The sequence below is a fragment of the Streptomyces sp. NPDC048297 genome (assembly GCF_043201585.1).
Lineage (GTDB): Bacteria > Actinomycetota > Actinomycetes > Streptomycetales > Streptomycetaceae > Streptomyces.
The window spans coordinates 1-16,341 of the sequence record NZ_JBICZA010000047.1; the positions used below are offsets into that span (position 1 = coordinate 1).

The 16,341-nt window shown below is 73.0% G+C and carries 14 protein-coding genes and 2 pseudogenes; 6 read left to right on the forward strand and 10 right to left on the reverse strand.

Translation table 11 applies throughout. The features are described 5' to 3' along the window. Positions 1-541 precede the first annotated feature (541 nt). The gene (locus tag ACGFYV_RS33885; protein WP_393882365.1) at positions 542-1,318 is read left to right on the forward strand and encodes a class I SAM-dependent methyltransferase; all 777 of its coding nucleotides are present in this window, start codon (positions 542-544) and stop codon (positions 1,316-1,318) included. Positions 1,319-1,423: 105 nt separating this feature from the next. Here ACGFYV_RS33885 and ACGFYV_RS33890 read toward each other — a convergent pair. From ACGFYV_RS33890 to ACGFYV_RS33915, 6 genes and pseudogenes are all read right to left on the reverse strand, one after another. Further along, positions 1,424-1,563 (reverse strand): annotated as a pseudogene (locus tag ACGFYV_RS33890) (GntR family transcriptional regulator); the annotation flags it as partial. 99 nt (positions 1,564-1,662) lie between these two features. After that, positions 1,663-2,829 carry a serine hydrolase domain-containing protein gene (locus ACGFYV_RS33895; protein WP_393882366.1) on the reverse strand — a complete coding sequence of 389 codons (1,167 nt, stop codon included), beginning with the start codon at positions 2,827-2,829 and terminating at the stop codon, positions 1,663-1,665. 133 nt (positions 2,830-2,962) lie between these two features. After that, entirely contained in the window at positions 2,963-3,931 is a 969-nt protein-coding gene (locus tag ACGFYV_RS33900) for an acetylxylan esterase (RefSeq protein ID WP_393882367.1), read from the reverse strand. A gap of 93 nt (positions 3,932-4,024) precedes the next feature. After that, positions 4,025-4,609 (reverse strand): hypothetical protein, encoded by a 585-nt coding sequence (locus tag ACGFYV_RS33905; protein ID WP_393882368.1) that lies wholly within the window; start codon positions 4,607-4,609, stop codon positions 4,025-4,027. Between the two features lie 249 nt (positions 4,610-4,858). Next, complete coding sequence (locus ACGFYV_RS33910) at positions 4,859-5,656, reverse strand: ferredoxin reductase (RefSeq protein WP_393882407.1); 798 nt, start codon at positions 5,654-5,656, stop codon at positions 4,859-4,861. A 79-nt stretch (positions 5,657-5,735) separates the two neighbouring features. Beyond that, positions 5,736-6,341 carry a sulfite oxidase-like oxidoreductase gene (locus ACGFYV_RS33915; RefSeq protein ID WP_393882369.1) on the reverse strand — a complete coding sequence of 202 codons (606 nt, stop codon included), beginning with the start codon at positions 6,339-6,341 and terminating at the stop codon, positions 5,736-5,738. 441 nt (positions 6,342-6,782) lie between these two features. On the opposite strand from ACGFYV_RS33915, the gene ACGFYV_RS33920 reads away from it, so the two are divergent. Further along, positions 6,783-7,460: a GNAT family N-acetyltransferase gene (locus ACGFYV_RS33920; RefSeq protein ID WP_393882408.1), complete on the forward strand. Its 678-nt coding sequence runs from the start codon at positions 6,783-6,785 to the stop codon at positions 7,458-7,460. Positions 7,461-7,584: 124 nt separating this feature from the next. Here the strand turns inward: ACGFYV_RS33920 and ACGFYV_RS33925 are convergent, their stop codons facing one another. Beyond that, the gene (locus ACGFYV_RS33925) at positions 7,585-8,025 is read right to left on the reverse strand and encodes a MarR family winged helix-turn-helix transcriptional regulator (protein WP_393882370.1); all 441 of its coding nucleotides are present in this window, start codon (positions 8,023-8,025) and stop codon (positions 7,585-7,587) included. Between the two features lie 109 nt (positions 8,026-8,134). Between ACGFYV_RS33925 and ACGFYV_RS33930 the strand changes: the two genes are divergently transcribed. After that, positions 8,135-9,259, forward strand: a complete 1,125-nt coding sequence (locus ACGFYV_RS33930) for a hypothetical protein (protein WP_393882371.1) — start codon at positions 8,135-8,137, stop codon at positions 9,257-9,259. 21 nt (positions 9,260-9,280) lie between these two features. On the opposite strand, the gene ACGFYV_RS33935 is transcribed toward ACGFYV_RS33930, so the two are convergent. Both ACGFYV_RS33935 and ACGFYV_RS33940 read right to left on the reverse strand, forming a co-directional pair. Next, positions 9,281-10,510: a VWA-like domain-containing protein gene (locus ACGFYV_RS33935; RefSeq protein WP_393882372.1), complete on the reverse strand. Its 1,230-nt coding sequence runs from the start codon at positions 10,508-10,510 to the stop codon at positions 9,281-9,283. Further along, positions 10,507-11,091, reverse strand: a pseudogene (locus ACGFYV_RS33940) (AAA family ATPase); the annotation flags it as partial. The gene ACGFYV_RS33935 and the pseudogene ACGFYV_RS33940, both read right to left, overlap by 4 nt. A gap of 257 nt (positions 11,092-11,348) precedes the next feature. On the opposite strand from ACGFYV_RS33940, the gene ACGFYV_RS33945 reads away from it, so the two are divergent. After that, a complete protein-coding gene (locus ACGFYV_RS33945; protein ID WP_393882373.1) occupies positions 11,349-12,152 on the forward strand; it encodes a putative protein N(5)-glutamine methyltransferase in 804 nt (267 codons plus the stop codon). A gap of 164 nt (positions 12,153-12,316) precedes the next feature. Here the strand turns inward: ACGFYV_RS33945 and ACGFYV_RS33950 are convergent, their stop codons facing one another. Next, positions 12,317-14,395, reverse strand: coding sequence for a SpoIIE family protein phosphatase (locus ACGFYV_RS33950; protein WP_393882374.1), 2,079 nt, complete (start codon positions 14,393-14,395; stop codon positions 12,317-12,319). A 380-nt stretch (positions 14,396-14,775) separates the two neighbouring features. On the opposite strand from ACGFYV_RS33950, the gene ACGFYV_RS33955 reads away from it, so the two are divergent. Together ACGFYV_RS33955 and ACGFYV_RS33960 are read left to right on the forward strand one after the other, a co-directional pair. Then, positions 14,776-15,654, forward strand: coding sequence for a hypothetical protein (locus ACGFYV_RS33955; protein ID WP_393882375.1), 879 nt, complete (start codon positions 14,776-14,778; stop codon positions 15,652-15,654). A gap of 196 nt (positions 15,655-15,850) precedes the next feature. After that, a complete protein-coding gene (locus ACGFYV_RS33960; RefSeq protein ID WP_393882376.1) occupies positions 15,851-16,225 on the forward strand; it encodes a hypothetical protein in 375 nt (124 codons plus the stop codon). Positions 16,226-16,341 lie beyond the last annotated feature (116 nt).

The following is a 16,341-nucleotide window of genomic DNA, read 5'->3' on the forward strand; positions in this document are numbered from 1 at the left end:
GCCCTACCAGCCCGACCGGCACGGCGGACTTCAACGTCTCACAACCCCACAACCGCTCGCTCAAGCGGTGTGAGGTTGACACAGGGGGTGTCATGAGGGGACGTCCTTTCGTGGACGGTCTCGGGGAAACGGAGAACGGAAGGGATGGGGGATGCCGCGAGCGGGAGGCGGAGAGGCCTGCCTCCGGGCGGCGCGGACGGCACCTCGGGTACGGCGATGAAGCCCTGGTCACGAGGTGGTGCCGAGAAGAAGCCCGCACCGGACGGAAACCGTCGGCACGAGGGCTGGGTGAGAAGAGAGCGGCAACGGCGCCCGAACGACGGGACGCGCACCTGCGCTGATCGCACTATACCGGTGCTCTCGCGGCCGTCAACAGGACACCGAGCGCGGATATTCCCGGGCCGCTGCCGGTGAGGACGGACGCCAGGCCATCTTGGACCAGTTGGAGGACCGAAGCTTGGAGGACTGCAGCTTGGAGGGCCGAAGCTTGGAGGACTGAGGCTTGGAGGACTGCAGCGGCGTCTGCCCCTAGGCTGGCGGGATGTTCAGCCCCGAGGGTCCCACGCTGCGTGAACTCGCCGTCCAGGCGCTGTCGTCCGTCGAGCACGGATACGACCTGCTCGCCCCGAAGTTCGACCACACCCCCTTCCGCACGCCCGACGCCGTCCTGGAGTCCGTGGCGAAGGCGCTGGACCGGCTCGGCCCGTTCGAGGACGGTCTCGACCTGTGCTGTGGCACGGGCGCCGGTCTTGAGGTGCTGACCGGGCTGTGCCGCCGCAGCGTCACGGGGGTCGACTTCAGCGCGGGCATGCTGGAGGTCGCCCGGCGGCGGAGCGAGGCCGCGGCGCAGGGGCTCCGGGCGCGTTCCGGTGGCCCGGACGTCGCCTGGGTGCGTGCGGACGCGCGCGCCCTGCCGTTCACGGCCGCCTTCGACCTGGTGGTCAGCTTCGGCGCGTTCGGGCACTTCCTGCCGCGGGAACTGCCCGGACTGTTCGCGCAGGTCCACACGGCACTGCGGCCCGGGGGCCGGTTCGCCTTCCCCGTCCTCGCCCCGCCCCGCCCGACGAGCGCCGCGTTCTGGATGCTGCTCGGCTTCGACGCGGTGATGCGCGTGCGCAACGCCGTGTGGCGGCCACCGTTCGTCATGTACTACCGGGCCTTTAGACTCGGCGACGTCATGGGCGAGTTGAGGCGCGCCGGCTTCGGCGTCGAACTGCGGGCCCTGCCCGAGTTCGGGCAGCGCGCTGACAACAGCCCCCGCGTCCGCCTGGTCGTGGCCCACCGTGAAACAGGGCTCACCCCGGTGCGGAAAGCGTGAACTCGTAGTCCCGGACGTCCTGTTCGGCGTTCACCACAGGTAGGTCGGCCCGGTCGCGGTAGCGGCCCGGATTCTCGACCTCGGACAGCGCCATCGCCGAGAACGCGTGACATGGCTGCCCCGCCGGCCGATGGCGATCCCGCAGCTGTGCCGCAGGACCTCCAGCGCTTGCCGGACCGTCTCCCGGCTGGCCCCGAACGGCGTGACCAAGAGGCCAAGTGCCGCTTGCCGGGCAGCCGTTCACCGCGCAGCCGTTCGCCGGGCTCATTGCGCGACCACATCCAGCATTGGTCCACATCACGGGGCCCGCCGGTTCGGCCGAGACCCGCCCGTGCGACCCGGCGTCACAGGACCCGGTAGAGGGCTTCCACGAGGGCCATCTTGCGGGGGTCGTCCGCGATGTGCGGGCCCATCCGGTTCATCGTGTAGCCGAGCGAGACGCCCGCGTCCGGATCGGCGAGCCCGCAGGAACCCCCGAAGCCGTCGTGTCCGAAGGCGCGCGGATCGGGGCCGTACGCGCCGTCCGGGCCGCTCAGCCACAGGCCGAGTCCGATCTCCGTCTCGTGCTCGAAACCCGCCCCCAGCACGAGATCACGGCACGCGCCCTGCCCCTCGCGCACGCGCTCCGCCGCCTCGGCCGACAGGATCCGCCGGCCACCGTAGGAGCCGCGACCGGCGAAGACGCCGTAGAGCGCGGCGACGGCCCGCGCGGTGCCGTGCCCGTTGGCCGCCGGGATCTCCGCGGCCCGCCACTCGGGCGTGTTCGCCTGCGCCGCGCCCACCGGCGGGTTCGTCAGCGCGGCGATCGCGGCGGGGTGCAACTGGCTGAAAACGGCGGCCTGTTCGCCGGAGGCCGCGTTCCACGCGTGCACCAGTTCGGCCGCCCGGCCGGACTCCTTCTCCGGCAGGCCGATCGTGAAGTCGATCCCGAGCGGCCCGGTCACCTCCTGCTCCAGGAACGCCCCCGGCCGCATGCCCGAGACGCGCCGCACCACCTCGCCGACCAGGAAGCCGTACGTCAGCGCGTGATACCCGGACCGCGTGCCCGGCTCCCACCACGGCTCCATGGCGGCCAGCCGTGCGGTCGTCAACTCCCAGTCGTAGAGCTGCTCCAGCGAGTGCGGCTCCCGCAGGCCGGCCAGTCCGGCGCGGTGCGACAGCAGATGCCGGACGAGCACCCCCTCTTTGCCCGCCGCCGCGAACTCCGGCCAGTACGCGGCCACCGGACGGTCGAAGTCCAGCAGTCCCCGGTCGGCGAGGATGTGCGCGCACAGCGCCACCGGGCCCTTGGTGGTCGACCACACGTTGACCACCGTGTCCCGCTCCCACGCACGGGTGCGGTCCACGTCCGCCCAGCCGCCCCACAGGTCCACCACCGGCTCACCGCCGACGGTCACCGCCACCGCGGCGCCCAGCTCGTCACGCTCCCGGAAGTTCTCCTCGAAGGCCTCCCGCACCGCGGCGAACCGCGGGTCGCAGTGGCCGTGAACCTGTGTGTCGTGCGCGGACATCGAACCTCCGTCGTCGCCGGAAAGCCCGGTCCGCGACGCGGGGACCCGGGCGACCCGAACATACTGACTGGTCGGACTGGTGGGAAGTGCGCGGACAGAGCCCGGCCCGGCCCCCTCGCCGGCAGGGGGACCGTCAGGCGTACGACCGCAGCCAGCGCAGCTTGCGCTGCTCGTGGAACGGGCCGCCGCCCTCATGGTCGTTGAAGTCGTACACCTCGATCGCCTTGTCCTCGTGCGCCCAGGCGTTGAACGCCGCGAACACGGTCGACGGCGGGCAGGTCTGATCCTCCAGGCCCGTCGAGAACAGGGCCGGGACCCGGCCTCGCGCGGCGAAGTGCACGCCGTCGAAGTAGGAGAGGGTGCGCAGCGCGTCGGCCGTGTGCCCGCGGTGCGTCTTGAGGAACAGGGCCACCTCCCGGTACGGGTGACGGTCCGTCAGCGTCGTCGCACGCGGGAAGTCGCACAGGAACGGGACGTCCGGGGCGACGGCCGCCAGGTCCGGGACGAGACCGCCGACGGCGATCGTGATGCCGCCGCCCTGGCTGTCGCCGATCACGACGGTCCGCGAGGCATCGGTGAGCGGGTGCGAGCGGGCCGCCTCCACCGCCCGCACGGCGTCCGTGAACACGCGGCGGTAGTAGTAGTTCTCGGGAGCGTCGATGCCCCGGGTCATGAACCCGGGATAGGCCGGCGCGGCACCCACCGGATCCGCGGTGCCGCCCCCGCCGCCCCACCCGCTGCCCTGCCCACGGGTGTCCATCACGAAGTGGGCCCGGCCCGTCGAGGCCCACAGCAGGTTCTCGTGCGGCAGGCCGCGCCCGCCGCCGTAGCCGATGAACTCGACCACCAGCGGCAGTGGTTCCAGGGCACCGGCCGGCAGCCGCAGCCAGCCCTTCACCGGGTGACCACCGAACCCGGCGAACGTCACGTCGTACACCCGCACCGTGGTCAGCCCGGTGTCCACCGGCTCGAACCGGGCGTCCAGGTCGTGCTCACGGGCTTCCTGGAGCGTCTTGCTCCAGAAGACGTCGAAGTCCTCCGGGGCGCCGGACTTCGCGCGGTACGTGCGCAACTCGTCGAGAGGGAGGTCGAACAATGCCATCGACAACCGCCTTGGTGGAGAGGGAGGGAAGGAGGGTACGTGGGGCCACCGTATTGCGGGCGGGCCGGTGAGGAGAATCGGCACCTCGTCCCGTCAGGCCCGGGGCTGGGTCCACCTCGGGCCCGTACGGGCCCACTCCCGTTCCCACTCGTCCAGCCGGTGCCGCAGCGCGATCCGGCGCTCCAGGGCGTGGCCGAGGAGCACCACCCCCGCCGCGCCGCCCACCGCGCACACGCCGATGGTGACCGTGTGCTGCCACACCGCGACCCTGCTGGGCGGCGGGGCCACGCTGCGTCCCCTGCTGTCGAACCAGACGGTCACCACGTCGTCGGCCCGGGTCCCGCCCGGCACCCGGGCCATCGCGGTACGGGTGCCCTTGCCCGGCTCGGTCCAGCGGACCTGCGCGCGGTACGGGTGCTCACGGTCGCCCTTTGCGGCGGGCAGCCGCCGGGAGGCGGTGCCGACCACCGTCGCGTGCACCTGGTGCCGCTCGGCCCGCTGCGTCCGCGCGAGGGTCTCGGCCCGGTCATGGGCGTACAGACCCGCCGCCACCCCGGCGAGGGGCGCGACCACGAACAGCAGGACGGCGACCACCAGCACCGTCCACGCCTCCACGACGTCCGAACGGCGCCGCAGCGGATTGCGCCGCCAGCGCCAGCCGGGCACCTGGGTCCGCATGGCCACCTCCTCGCCGTGGGCCGGAGCCGGAGGACCGGACGGACCGGGTCACCGGCCCGCCGTCACCCGCGCACGAACGTCCACACCCGTTTCGTACCCCGTACGACGCATCTCGCCCACCCGGTGTACCGCGACTTCAGGCCCTCTGGAGCGCGGCCGACGGCCTGCGCCCCGAGGGCAGCCCCGAGATCACGCCGTCGGCGCGGTCGGGCGGCCCCGAGCGCCCGCCCGGGGCCCGGCACCGCCTGCTCAGCCGAAGCGCTCGATGCGGATCCGGTCCACCGGCTGCCCGGCCGCGACCAGCAGCCGGGAGGCGTGCTCGGCGAACCCGTTGGAGCCGCACACATAGGCCTCCCATCCATGGGCAGGCGCCTCGGCCAGGAGCGGCGCCACATGTGCGGCCGCCATACGACCCACCGGCGTCCCCGCCGGGGCACTGCGCGTGAACACGGCCGTCGTCTCCGCGCCCAGCTCCCGGGCGTAGATCAATTCCTCGGAGCTGCGCGCCGACACCAGCATGCGCAGCGGCACCGACAGACCCCGCGCCCGGTGGTGCCGCACCATCGACATCAGCGGTACGACCCCGGAACCGGCCCCGAGCAGCAGCGCGGGCCGATCGCCCGGCCAGGCGAAGAAGCCGCTCAGCGGGCCGCGCACCTCCACCGTGTCGCCGGGCCTGGCCGCCGTGTGGAACCAGCCCGAGACCTCGCCGTCCGGCACCCGGTCCAAGGTCAGCTCGATGTGTCCGGAATCGTCCGGCGCGGACGCGATCGAGTAGTGGCGCTGCGCCACATAGCCGTCCGCGGCGGTCAGCCGCAGCATCAGATGCTGTCCGGGCAGATGCCCCGCCCAGTGCGGGACCGCGAGGCGGAAGGTGGCCGCGTGCGGCGTCTCGCGCCGGATCCCGGTCAGCGTCGCCGTCTGCCAGGCCGTCGCCACCTGCTGGCTCACGGCGATGCGCCCGGGGACCGCGAAGCGTCGCGCGGGCGCCGGGGGAGCGGGCGCCGCGCCGGGTCCCGTGGTCGTCGTGCCAGGGCCTGTGGTCATCGCGCCGGGTCCCGTGGTCGTGGTGCCGGGACCTGCGGTCATCGCGCCGGGGCCCGCGCTCATCGTCTCGGACATCGGCTCAGTCACCGGAGTACCGCTGCTCCTCCCAGGGATTTCCCCGCTCGTGGTAGCCGTTGCCCTCCCAGAAACCCGGCTCGTCGTGGTCGAGGAGTGTGATGCCCGCGATCCACTTGGCGCTCTTCCAGAAGTACAGATGCGGCACCACCAGCCGTGCCGGACCGCCGTGCTCGGGCGCGAGCGGCTCGCCGTCGTAGTCCCAGGCGATCCAGGCCCGTCCGCCGGTGAGGTCCGCGAGCGGCAGGTTCGTGGTGTAGCCGGTGTGCGAGCGGGCGACGGCATGGGTGGCGGACCCATGGGGGCGCACCACATCGAAGAAGGTGTCGAGCGAGACGCCGCCGAACCGGACCCCGAACTTCGACCAGCCCGTCACACAGTGGATGTCGCCCTCGTACGCCGACGCGGTCAGCGCCCGTGCCTCGTCCCAGCCCCAGGTGTGCGGCCGCTCCACCAGCCCGTCGACGCGCAGGGACCAGTCGGCGGGCGCCAGGTCGGGGGTGACCTCGGCGGACAGGACGGGCCAGTCGTCGCCGGCGTCGTACTGCCCCGGGGGAAGTCCGGGGTTGTGGGCCCGCCGGCGGCCCGTGAAGCCTCGGGTGACGTTCATGGTTCAACCGTACGTTGTCGCCGTGGGTGTTCCGCCCCTGGTCAGCGGGTCGGACAGGGGGACGCGCACGAATTCCGTACGGGTCGCGGGAATAGTCGTCCGCCGCTCTTCCTTGGCATCTGAGAGCCGGCTCGGGTGCGCCGGCCACGGCACGACGGAAACGAGGACGAGGATGCCCGAACGGATCGCTTCCCCGGAACACGGAGGCAGGACCGCATGAGCGATCCGATGAAGACAGCCGACGTGCTCGGGCCGGCCGCGACCGGGTCCCGCCGCCCGGCGGACCTCCCGCAGCAGGCGGGGCACGCGCGGAGCGCCCCCGGGCACGCGGACACGCACGTCGGGGCCGGTACTCACGTTGAGGCCGACGCGTACATCGGGGGCGACACCTCCCACGTCTCCCACGTCTCCCACGTCCTCGACAACCCCACGCTCGCCTCCATGACCGGCCCTCACGCCCTCTTCGCCGAGCGGCGGGGCCGTGTGCTGCGCTACCCGGTCGACGTGTCCCCGTGGTCGGCCCTGCCCGACGAACCGGACGCGGACGACTGGGCGGATCTCGCCGCGCTGGCCGGACCCGGGGCGGAGGTCTCGCTGGCCGCGTTCCACGGACAGGTGCCCGCGGGCTGGGGGATGACCTTCCAGGTGGAGGGCGTGCAGCTCGTGGACGACGGCCTGGCCGCCGCTCCGGAGCCCCAGGCGGTCCGCCTCGGCCCCGCGGACGTACCGGAGATGCTGGACCTCGTGGCCCGCACCCAGCCGGGACCCTTCCTGCCGCGCACCGTCGAACTCGGCACCTACCTCGGCATCCGCCGCGACGGCGCCCTGATCGCCATGGCGGGGGAGCGGCTGCACCCGCCGGGCTGGACGGAGATCAGCGCGGTCTGCACCGACCCGGCCTTCCGCGGCGAGGGGCTGGCCACCCGGCTGATCCTCGCGGTCGCGCACGGCATCCGGGAACGCGGCGAGACCCCGTTCCTGCACGCCAGCGCGCAGAACACCCATGCCATCCGGCTGTACGAGTCCCTCGGCTTCCGGCTGCGCCGCCGCACGACCTTCCTCGGGGCCCGGGTGCCCGAGCACCTCACGGACGGCCTGGCCGCCGTACCGGTGTCGTAGGGGCCGACCGCCCGCAGTCCCTGGGGGCGCCGTGGTCGCCGGGCCGGGCCGTTCCTTCAGCCGGACCTGCCTTCAGCCGGAGCCGCCCTCAGCCGGAAACCCGCCGTCAGTCGGAAACCCGCCGTCAGTCGGACCCGGCGGCCGGGCCGGCGTCGTTGTACCGCTCCAGATAGGCCGCGAAGCGGACCAGGTCCTCCTCGGGCCAGTCCGCGAGCCGCTCCTGGAAGGCGTCCCGGCGGCTGCGGGTGACCTGGGCCAGGATCTCCTCGCCCGCCTCGGTGAGGTGCAGCACGTGGACCCGGTGGTCCTCGGGATCCAGCCGCCGCTCGATCAGCCCGGTCCGCTCCAGCGTGGCGACCTGCCGGCTGACCGTCGACTTGTCCAGGGCGTAGTGCGCGGCCAGGTCGGTCGCCCGGCAGCCGCCGGACAGCTCCAGGTGACCGAGCAGGGTGTACGACACCAGCGACAACTCGGGATGCATGCGCCCCGCCGTGGCACGGGCCCGGCGGGCGAAGATCGTCATCTCGCGCTGGATCGTCTCCACGGCCGTCTGTGCCGCCGTCATGGGAACACCTCCACGGAATCCCGCCACCGCCGTTCTGGTTGTATAGTACAACTTGAAGAAAGAGTTGTATAAGCCAACTGATTGGCCGACCCATGGAGGTTGCGACGCGATGAGGTCACCGGCACTGCGCCATGTATTGACGCACCTGATCACCCCGCTCCTGATGTGTCTGGGCATGGGGCTCGCGTACATGGGGGCCTTCGTGACCCCGGAGCCGCACCACCTGCCCGTCGCCGTCGTCGGCGCGGGCCCCCGGGCGAAGGTGTTCGCTCAGACGGTCAAGGACACCGCGGGGGACAAGCTCGACGTGCGCACGGTCGCCACCCGCGCCGACGCCGTCGGCCTGCTGAAGTCCCGGGAGGTCACCGGCGCCTACGTGCCGAGCGCCAAGGCGCCCGAACTGATCGTGGCGAGCGCCGCCTCCGACGTGGGCGCGACCGCCGTCGAGAAGGTCTTCACGCCGGTCGCCGCCGAGCAGGGCGCCCCGCTGAAGGTCACCGACGTCGCCGAGCCCGTCTCCGACGACCCGACCGGACAGGGGCTGTTCTTCCTGCTGATCGCGGTCAGCATCGGCTCGTACGCCTCCGTCGCCGCGCTCGGCGCCGCCGGAGCCGCGCTCCCGATGCGGATACGGGCGCTGCTCGCCGTCGGCGTCTCCGCCGTGGTCGGCGCCATCGGCGCGCTGCTCGCCGGGCCCGTGTTCCGGCTCGCGCACCACGACCTCGCGGGCGTGTGGGGCATGGCCTGGCTCTACTCCGCGGGCATCCTCTTCATCGGCGTCGGTCTGCACACCTTCCTCAAGCGCTGGACCACGCTGACGATGATGGTGCTGTTCGTGATGCTCAACTTCACCAGTTCCGGCGGTCTGTTCCGCCCCGAGCTGCAGAACGGCTTCTTCGGTGCCCTGCACGCCTTCTGGAACGGTGCCGGCTTCGTCGAGGGCGTCCGCAGCCTGCTGTACTTCGGTAGCGACGGCCTCTCGCGCAACGCCTGGACCCTCGCGATCTGGCTCCTCCTCGGCCTCGCCGTCACCGCACTCGCCGGTGCCTTCGAGCGGGCCGGCAAGCACACCCCCAAGCACGCCGCCGCCACGCCCCAGCCGACCGAGGCCGCCGTACCCGTACAGCGGGGTGAGACGCGGGCCGAGGAGCCGGAGGAACTGAGGAGCCGGGAGCAGGCGGAGCGCCAGGTCGAGGAAGCCGAGGAAGAGGTCGAGGAGACGGTGGGGGTCTGACGGACCGGCGTACGAGGCCGGCTAGCCGATGACCACCGTCCGGGCCCAGGCCGGCGGCGGCGTCGACCGGTGGTCGGGATCGTGTTCGGACCATGACGTGCCGGGCCGGGAGAACAGGCCCACCACGGTCCGGCACGCCGGTCGTGCCGCAGGCCACGGTGTGTGGCCGTCGGTCAGGACCACCACGACGTCGGGCCGTGCCCGCAGCGCGCGGGCGAAGCCCGTCCGCAGATCCGTACCGCCGCCGCCCACCAGCGGGATCCCGGTGGAGCGGCACAGCGGGTGCACGGTCTGGGCGGCGGCGTCGCAGGACACCACGCTGACCAGGTCGCGTCGCCCGCCCACGGCGCGGACGATCGCCGCGACCTCCAGCAGCGCGCTGCCGAGTTCGGTGTCGCTGACGGACCCGGAGGTGTCGACGACCACGCCGACCCGGGGCGGCCGGCGGCGCAGGCTCGGCAGGACGACTCCGGGCAGCGCGGTCGAGCGCCGGGCCTGGCGGCCGTAGCTGTAGTCGTCGCCCGCGCCCGCACCCGAGGTCGCCGCGCGGATCGCCCCGCCCAGCAACTCCCGCCAGGGCTGCGGCGGATGGAACACCTCCTCGGCCCACCGCCGCCACCCCTTGGGCGCGCTTCCCGGCCGCCCGTTGATGCCCTGCGCCACCCGGAAGCGGACCAGGTCCTGGTCCTGCCGGTCGAGTCCGTGGGCGCCCTCCGGCCCCCGTTCCCACTTCCTGCGGCAGCCGTCGGCACCGCTGCCGCACTCCATCCAGGCCAGGTGCTGCAGACGCGGCCCGAGCCGGAACTGCCGCAGGTAGTCCTCCATCAACTCGCCCTCGGGCAGCCCGAGATCCTGCGGACGGACGGCACCCTGGGGCACCGCGAGCCCGTCGCCGTACACGTCGTCGTTGATCTCCAGGTCGGCGGCGATGTTCATGCGCAGCCGCTCACCGGGACCGGTCAACCCGCGCTGCCGGGCGACCCGTTCGCTGCGCCCGTGATGGTCGCGCAGCAGGTGCGCCACCTCGTGCACCCACACCCCGGCCAGGTCCTCGACGGGCATGCGGTCCACGAACGCCGGTGAGACGTAGCACCGCCAGTACTGGTCGACGGCCATCGTCGGCACCTCCCGCGACTCCACCGGGTGCAACGCGAACAGCGCCGTCGCCAGATAGGGGCGTACCCGGGCCGCGTGCAGCCGGGCGGCGAAGAGCTTTTCGAGGTCCAGTGCCCCCGGTGCCTCCGCCGTCATCGGCCCGCCCTCGCGGTGACCGGGGTCCGGCGGGCGGCGTCGGCGCGTCGGGACAAGGAGACGACGCCGGCGAGGCGCTCGATCACGGGCGGTACGGCCCAGTCCTCCCGGCGCAGCGAGGCGAGCGTCGTCGCGGGAACCACCACCACGTCCGGGGCTCCGGTCTCCAGCGCGTGCACGAGCAGCGTCCACGCCGCGTCCCAGCGGGCCCGGTCCGGCCGTTTGCGGACGGCGGCCACCACACCGTCCAGCGCGGCCTGCCGCAGGTCACCCCGTTCGGGCAGCACGGCTCCCGCCGGGGCGGCGAGCAGTTCCTCGGGGTCCGGGAGGTCCATGCGGTCCAGGCTCGCCAGCAGCTCCAGACCCGGACCGTCCCCGACCGTGCCCCTGACCAGCAGGGACAGTACGTCCCGGGCGGATCCGGCGGCGGTGGCGAAGGCGACCAGACGCAGCGTCATGTCCCAGCTGCGCGGCGACGGCCAGGCACCGCCCCGGCGGGTCTCACCACTGGGCAGCCGGTGCACGAGCTCGGGACGCGCCGAGAGGAACCCGCACACCGCGCGCCGCGCGAAGTCCACCGAGCGGGCTCCCGCCGCGGTGCGCCAGAGAGTTTCGAACTCGGCTCCGGCGGCGGCGGATCCGGGGCGCTGGGGTATGGTGGCGGTCCGGTCGCGGACGGTTCGCGGCCGTGGAGCGTCGAGGAGGTGAGACCCATTACCGCTGTGTCAGCTCGGGTGCTCTCTCCTCTTCACCGTCCTGTGTGACGGTTCGGACCACCGGTACCGGTGACCGTGAGAGCGCCCTTCGGCTCCAGGTCCCCGAAAGGCTCTCGGCTTCCATGGCCTCACTGCCCACCCCTTCCCCTTCCTCTCCCTTTTCCCCTTCCGCCGTCGTCTCCGCACTGCGTGCCGCCGGGTGCGTCTTCGCCGAGGACGAGGCGGAGTTGATCCTCGCCACCGCCCGCACATCTGGCGAGATCGCCTCGATGGTCGACCGGCGCACCGCCGGACTTCCCCTCGAACACGTCCTCGGCTGGGCCGAGTTCCACGGTCTGCGGGTCACCGTGGAACCGGGTGTCTTCGTGCCCCGCCGCCGTACCGAGTTCCTGGTCGACCGGGCGCTGGCCCAAGTGCCGGACGCGCGGGTCGTCGTCGACCTGTGCTGCGGTTCCGGCGCGCTCGGCGCGGCCCTCGCGGCTCGGCTCCCCGCCGCCGAGGTGCACGCGGCCGACATCGACCCGGCCGCCGTGCGCTGCGCCCGCCGCAACCTCGCCCCGTTCGGCGGCCGGGCCCACACCGGCGACCTCTACGACGCCCTGCCTCCCGGTCTGCGAGGCCGCGTCGGCATCCTGACGGCCAACGTGCCCTACGTGCCGACCGCCGAGGTGGCCATGCTCCCGTCGGAGGCCCGCGACCACGAGCCGGCCGTCGCCCTCGACGGCGGCGCGGACGGCCTCGACGTGCTGCGCCGGGTGGCCGCCGGGGCGGCCGAGTGGCTCGCACCCGGCGGCTGCCTCCTGTCCGAGACGGGCGAGCACCAGGCACCGGCCGCCGTGACCGCCTTCGAACGCGCCGGTCTGACGACACGGGTCGCCGTGTCGTCGCAGTGGCAGGCCCATGTGGTGATCGGCGTACGCGGGTAGCCGGAGGCCGCGACCCCGTTACGGCAGACCCTGCGCACGCGATCCCGTTACGGCAGACCCTGCGCACGCGACCCCGTTACGGCGGACCCCGCGTACGCGACCTGGCTACGGCAGGCCCCGTGTACGCGGCCCGGCCACGGCAGACCCCTGTGCACACGGCCCGGCTACGGCAGCTCCAGCGCCCGCGCGATCAGCAGCGCCACGTCGTCGTGGTTGTCGGGGTGGTGCAGCGTGCGCAGGAGCAGGTCGCAGACCTCCTCCAGGGGCCGTACCGGGCCGGCGAGCAGGGCGAGCAGGGCGTCCAGGCGCTCGTCCAGCGAGTGATGGCGCGTCTCGACCAGCCCGTCCGTGTAGAAGACCAGTTCGTCGCCGGGTTCGAAGTCGACGGTGACCGTGGTGAACTCGACACCGCCCACCCCCAGGGGCACCCCGGTCGGCAGGTCCAGCAGTTCCGGCGGCCGGCCGGGGCGGACCCGGACCGGGGGCAGATGCCCGGCATTGGCGATCCGGCACCGGCGCAGATGCGGGTTGTGGACGGCGTACACACAGGTGGCGATGGAGTGGTTCAGGGCCGACGTGGTCTTGTCCAGATGCTCCAGCAGCAGCGCCGGATCGAGGTCCAGCGCGGCCAGCGTGGTGGTGGCGGTGCGCAGCCGGCCCATGGTGGCGGCCGCGCTGATGCCGCTGCCCATCACGTCGCCGACCACCAGCGCCGTCTTGTCGCCCTCCAGCGGGATGACGTCGAACCAGTCACCGCCGACCTCGCTGGTCGCACCGGCGGGCTGGTAGCGGTAGGCCACCTCCAGGCCCTTCGTCACCGGCGGCCGGCCGGGCAGCAGGCTGCGCTGGAGGGTGAGCGCGGTGTTGCGGGCGTTCTGGTACCAGCGGGCGTTGTCGATCTGCACGGACGCCCGGGACGCAAGCTCCTTGGCCAGCAGGACGTCGTCCCCGTCGAAGGGCGCGGGGTTGCGGGTGCGCTTGAGGTCCAGGGCGCCGAGCACCTCGCCGCGGGCGATCAGCGGGACGGCCAGATAGGAGTGCAGGCCGGCCCGGCCCAGCAGCGCCGCCGCCTCGGGGCAGCGGGCGATCCGCGGCAGATCGTCGTCCTTCACCTGGGGAACGAGCACCGCCTCACCCGTGCGGACGCACTCGGTGACCAGCCGGTCGGGTGCGTACCGCGCGATCTGGCCGGGCGGGTCGGCTGCCCGCAGGGCGTCCGAGTCGCTCTCGCCGCGCAGCGCCAGGGCCCGCATCACGGCGGGCTCCGTGGGCCCGAGAGTGCTGGGCCGGCCCTCCACGACCGCGTCCAGCAGATCCACGGCGACCACGTCGGCCAGCTCCGGTACGGCGACCTCGGCCAGCTCGGACGCGGTGCGCTCCAGTTCCAGCGTCGTACCGATCCGCGCGGACGCGTCGGCGATGACCGCGAGCCGGCGCCGCGCGGCCTCCGCCTGCACGGAGGCCCGGTGCTGCTCGGTGATGTCGACCAGGGACAGCGCCACGCCGAGGACGTTCTCCATCACGTCGTCGAGGCGGAACAGCGACAGCGACCAGGTGTGGTCCGTGTCCGGATCGGCGGGCGTACGGCCCACCACGACCTCGTCGATCAGCGGCGTGCCCGTGTCCAGGACCTGGCGGGCCGCGCCGTCCAGGGCGTCGGAGGCCAGCAGTGGCACCACCTCGGCCGGCGTCCGCCCCATGTGCTGCTCGGCCGTGACACCGTTGAGCCTCTCCAGGGCGGGGTTCACGGACACGAACCGCAGCTGGGGGTCGAGGACCGCGAGCCCGATCGGCGCCTGCTTCACCATCCGCTCGGACAGCGCCACGTCCTGCTCCAGCCGGCGGACCGTCGACTGGTCGGCGGCCAGGCCCAGCGCGTACACGTCGCCCCGGTCGTCCAGCAGCCGCATATTGCGGAACTCGACCAGCCGGGTACTGCCGTCCTTGCGGCGGATGGGGAAGCCGCCGGCCCAGCTCTCGCCGGTGCGCATGACGTCGGCGAAGAGCCGGCCGACCAGCTCCAGGTGGCGCTCGTGCACCATCAGCCGGGCCGCGTGCCGGCCGAGCGCCTCCTGCGCCGTGTAGCCGAACAGCTCCTCCGCCTGGGGGCTCCACAGGACGATCCGGCCCTCGGCGTCCAGGACCACCGACGCCACGCCCAGGACGTCGAGAAGCCCGCCGGGCCGCACGGGCCCGCGCGGGGGCTCGCTGCCGTCCGTCGCGGGAGCCTCGGGTGCACTCATGCCACGCACCGCCTTCGCCCGTCCGCACGGCACGCCGCCGTCACCCGTGCCGACTCCCCTCGTTCTACCGCGCTCACACCCGACTCTCCGTCGCCTTCGCCGTTATGTCCACCATCTCTCAACACGACGGCGGGCGTCTGCCGAAGTTATGACGGCCGCGCCGCCGGTGGCGCGCCGCGGCCCCGGTCCCGCGCGGTCCCGCACGGTCCCGCCGGACCGGCCAGGCCCGCCTGCGGCCGGTGCGAGGCCGGTGCGGGGCCGCTGCGGTGCGCCCGTGAGAGTTCACTCCCATGTTGCTCGGTTGGTCTGTACATGACCAGCCGACGCGGCCAGACTGTCCGCCGACCGAGTGTTCCCACCCCCCATTCCGAGGAGTCGGCATGCCCGCGCCCACCCGGCAACGTTGTCACGCAGTCCTCGCCGGACTCGTCACCCTGGCCACCGCCGCCGTCGTGTCTCTCGGCGTGTCCGCCCCCGCCTCCGCCGCGGACAGCTGGACCGAGACCGGGTCCGACCGTGCCGACCCGCTGACCGAGAGCCAGGGCCTGACCTCCGTGGAGGTCCCGGCGAACAGCCCCAACCATTACACCGGCATCGGCACCATCCCGGTGAGCGTCTCCGTCCGGGGCTGGAACCACGTCGGCGACCCCGACGCCTCGTACGACGGCTACTTCATCGAGCCCTACCAGCGGGACTCCGGAAACTCGAAGATGTTCCGGGTGCAGGCGCCCGGCGGCACCTGGTCCGAGTACGTGCACACGCTGAGTGCCGGCGAGGCCCTCAACAACTCCTGGGACGCGATCTCGCCCGACGGCCAGTGGATGCTCGCCGGTGAGTGGGGCACCATGAACCGCCTGCTCGTCTTCCCGACCCCGGGCCTCAACCCGGCCACCTCGCCCTCGGCGAACCTCCCGCAGGCCTCCACGGTCCGCCTCGACCACCCCGTGCGCGACATCCAGGGCTGCGACTTCTCCGGCCCGACCTCACTCCTGTGCTCCTCCGACGATCCCGACGGCGCTCTGTTCGGGATGACCAAGCCGCTCGTCCAGGTCGACCTGTCGGCGGCCCCGAACGGCACGGCGGACGTCACCGGGCATGTGACGGCCCTGCGGCAGCTGCCGCTGCGCAGTTCCTGCTCGGGGAGCTTCGAGGCGGAGGGGATCGACTACGACCGCCGCACCGGCATGCGGGTGATCGTCATGTCGCCGGGGTTCTGTGTGCTCACGGACAGCAAGACGTACAAGTTCTCCCGGGGGTGACCTCGGCGATCCCCGGGCTCCTGCTGGCTCCTGCCGATTCCTGCTGATTCCTGCCGTTTCCTTCCGGCCTCTGCCTATTCTTGTCGGTTCCTGCCCGGTTGAGGTGTGTCCGTCGGTCGGTGGTGCTTTGCTGGGGTTGGACGCGGTTCCGCGGAGTGCCCCGTTCCACCGCGGCCCGGCCACGGAAGGAGCGATCATGAAGAAGACCGAACCGTCGCACCCGGAGTCCGTCTCGGTGGAGATCAGCGGATGCTCCAAGGAGGACGCCCGAATCGTCTTCGACGTGCTGAGCGCGTGCTTCGCGTCGGACCGCGGCGAGGACGAGATTCCGCAGCAGCTCCACGAGACCCGTCCGATGGTGTGGCTGGGTACGTACGACGTCGCCGAGGCCCGCCGGGAGCACTGCCCGCCGGTCCACCTCGACTCGGCCGTCCTCGCCGACGTCCAGGGCGGCTACTGGGCCGTCGACCGGTTCCGGCACACCCTGGACGCGATGTTCACCGTCCGCGAGACCTGCACGGCCTCCGGCGACCAGGAGCGCGACCTGCATCTGCTCCTGGAAAGCCGCTGACCGCGAGAAACCCGCACACGACAGCGCCCCGGCCGGTCCGCCCCGGCCGGGGCGCTGTGTCGTGCGTGCCCTGCGACGGAATGCCCTGCGACGGCGTGTCCTGCGATAGCGGGCCC

Excerpts from the sequence above, each read along its gene's own strand:
- ACGFYV_RS33885 (WP_393882365.1), top strand. The coding sequence starts at position 542 with ATGTTCAGCCCCGAGGGTCCCACGCTGCGTGAACTCGCCGTCCAGGCG.
- ACGFYV_RS33895 (WP_393882366.1), bottom strand. The coding sequence starts at position 2,829 with ATGTCCGCGCACGACACACAGGTTCACGGCCACTGCGACCCGCGGTTC.
- ACGFYV_RS33900 (WP_393882367.1), bottom strand. The coding sequence starts at position 3,931 with ATGGCATTGTTCGACCTCCCTCTCGACGAGTTGCGCACGTACCGCGCG.
- ACGFYV_RS33905 (WP_393882368.1), bottom strand. The coding sequence starts at position 4,609 with ATGCGGACCCAGGTGCCCGGCTGGCGCTGGCGGCGCAATCCGCTGCGG.
- ACGFYV_RS33910 (WP_393882407.1), bottom strand. The coding sequence starts at position 5,656 with ATGACCACAGGCCCTGGCACGACGACCACGGGACCCGGCGCGGCGCCC.
- ACGFYV_RS33915 (WP_393882369.1), bottom strand. The coding sequence starts at position 6,341 with ATGAACGTCACCCGAGGCTTCACGGGCCGCCGGCGGGCCCACAACCCC.
- ACGFYV_RS33920 (WP_393882408.1), top strand. The coding sequence starts at position 6,783 with ATGACCGGCCCTCACGCCCTCTTCGCCGAGCGGCGGGGCCGTGTGCTG.
- ACGFYV_RS33925 (WP_393882370.1), bottom strand. The coding sequence starts at position 8,025 with ATGACGGCGGCACAGACGGCCGTGGAGACGATCCAGCGCGAGATGACG.
- ACGFYV_RS33930 (WP_393882371.1), top strand. The coding sequence starts at position 8,135 with ATGAGGTCACCGGCACTGCGCCATGTATTGACGCACCTGATCACCCCG.
- ACGFYV_RS33935 (WP_393882372.1), bottom strand. The coding sequence starts at position 10,510 with ATGACGGCGGAGGCACCGGGGGCACTGGACCTCGAAAAGCTCTTCGCC.
- ACGFYV_RS33945 (WP_393882373.1), top strand. The coding sequence starts at position 11,349 with ATGGCCTCACTGCCCACCCCTTCCCCTTCCTCTCCCTTTTCCCCTTCC.
- ACGFYV_RS33950 (WP_393882374.1), bottom strand. The coding sequence starts at position 14,395 with ATGAGTGCACCCGAGGCTCCCGCGACGGACGGCAGCGAGCCCCCGCGC.
- ACGFYV_RS33955 (WP_393882375.1), top strand. The coding sequence starts at position 14,776 with ATGCCCGCGCCCACCCGGCAACGTTGTCACGCAGTCCTCGCCGGACTC.
- ACGFYV_RS33960 (WP_393882376.1), top strand. The coding sequence starts at position 15,851 with ATGAAGAAGACCGAACCGTCGCACCCGGAGTCCGTCTCGGTGGAGATC.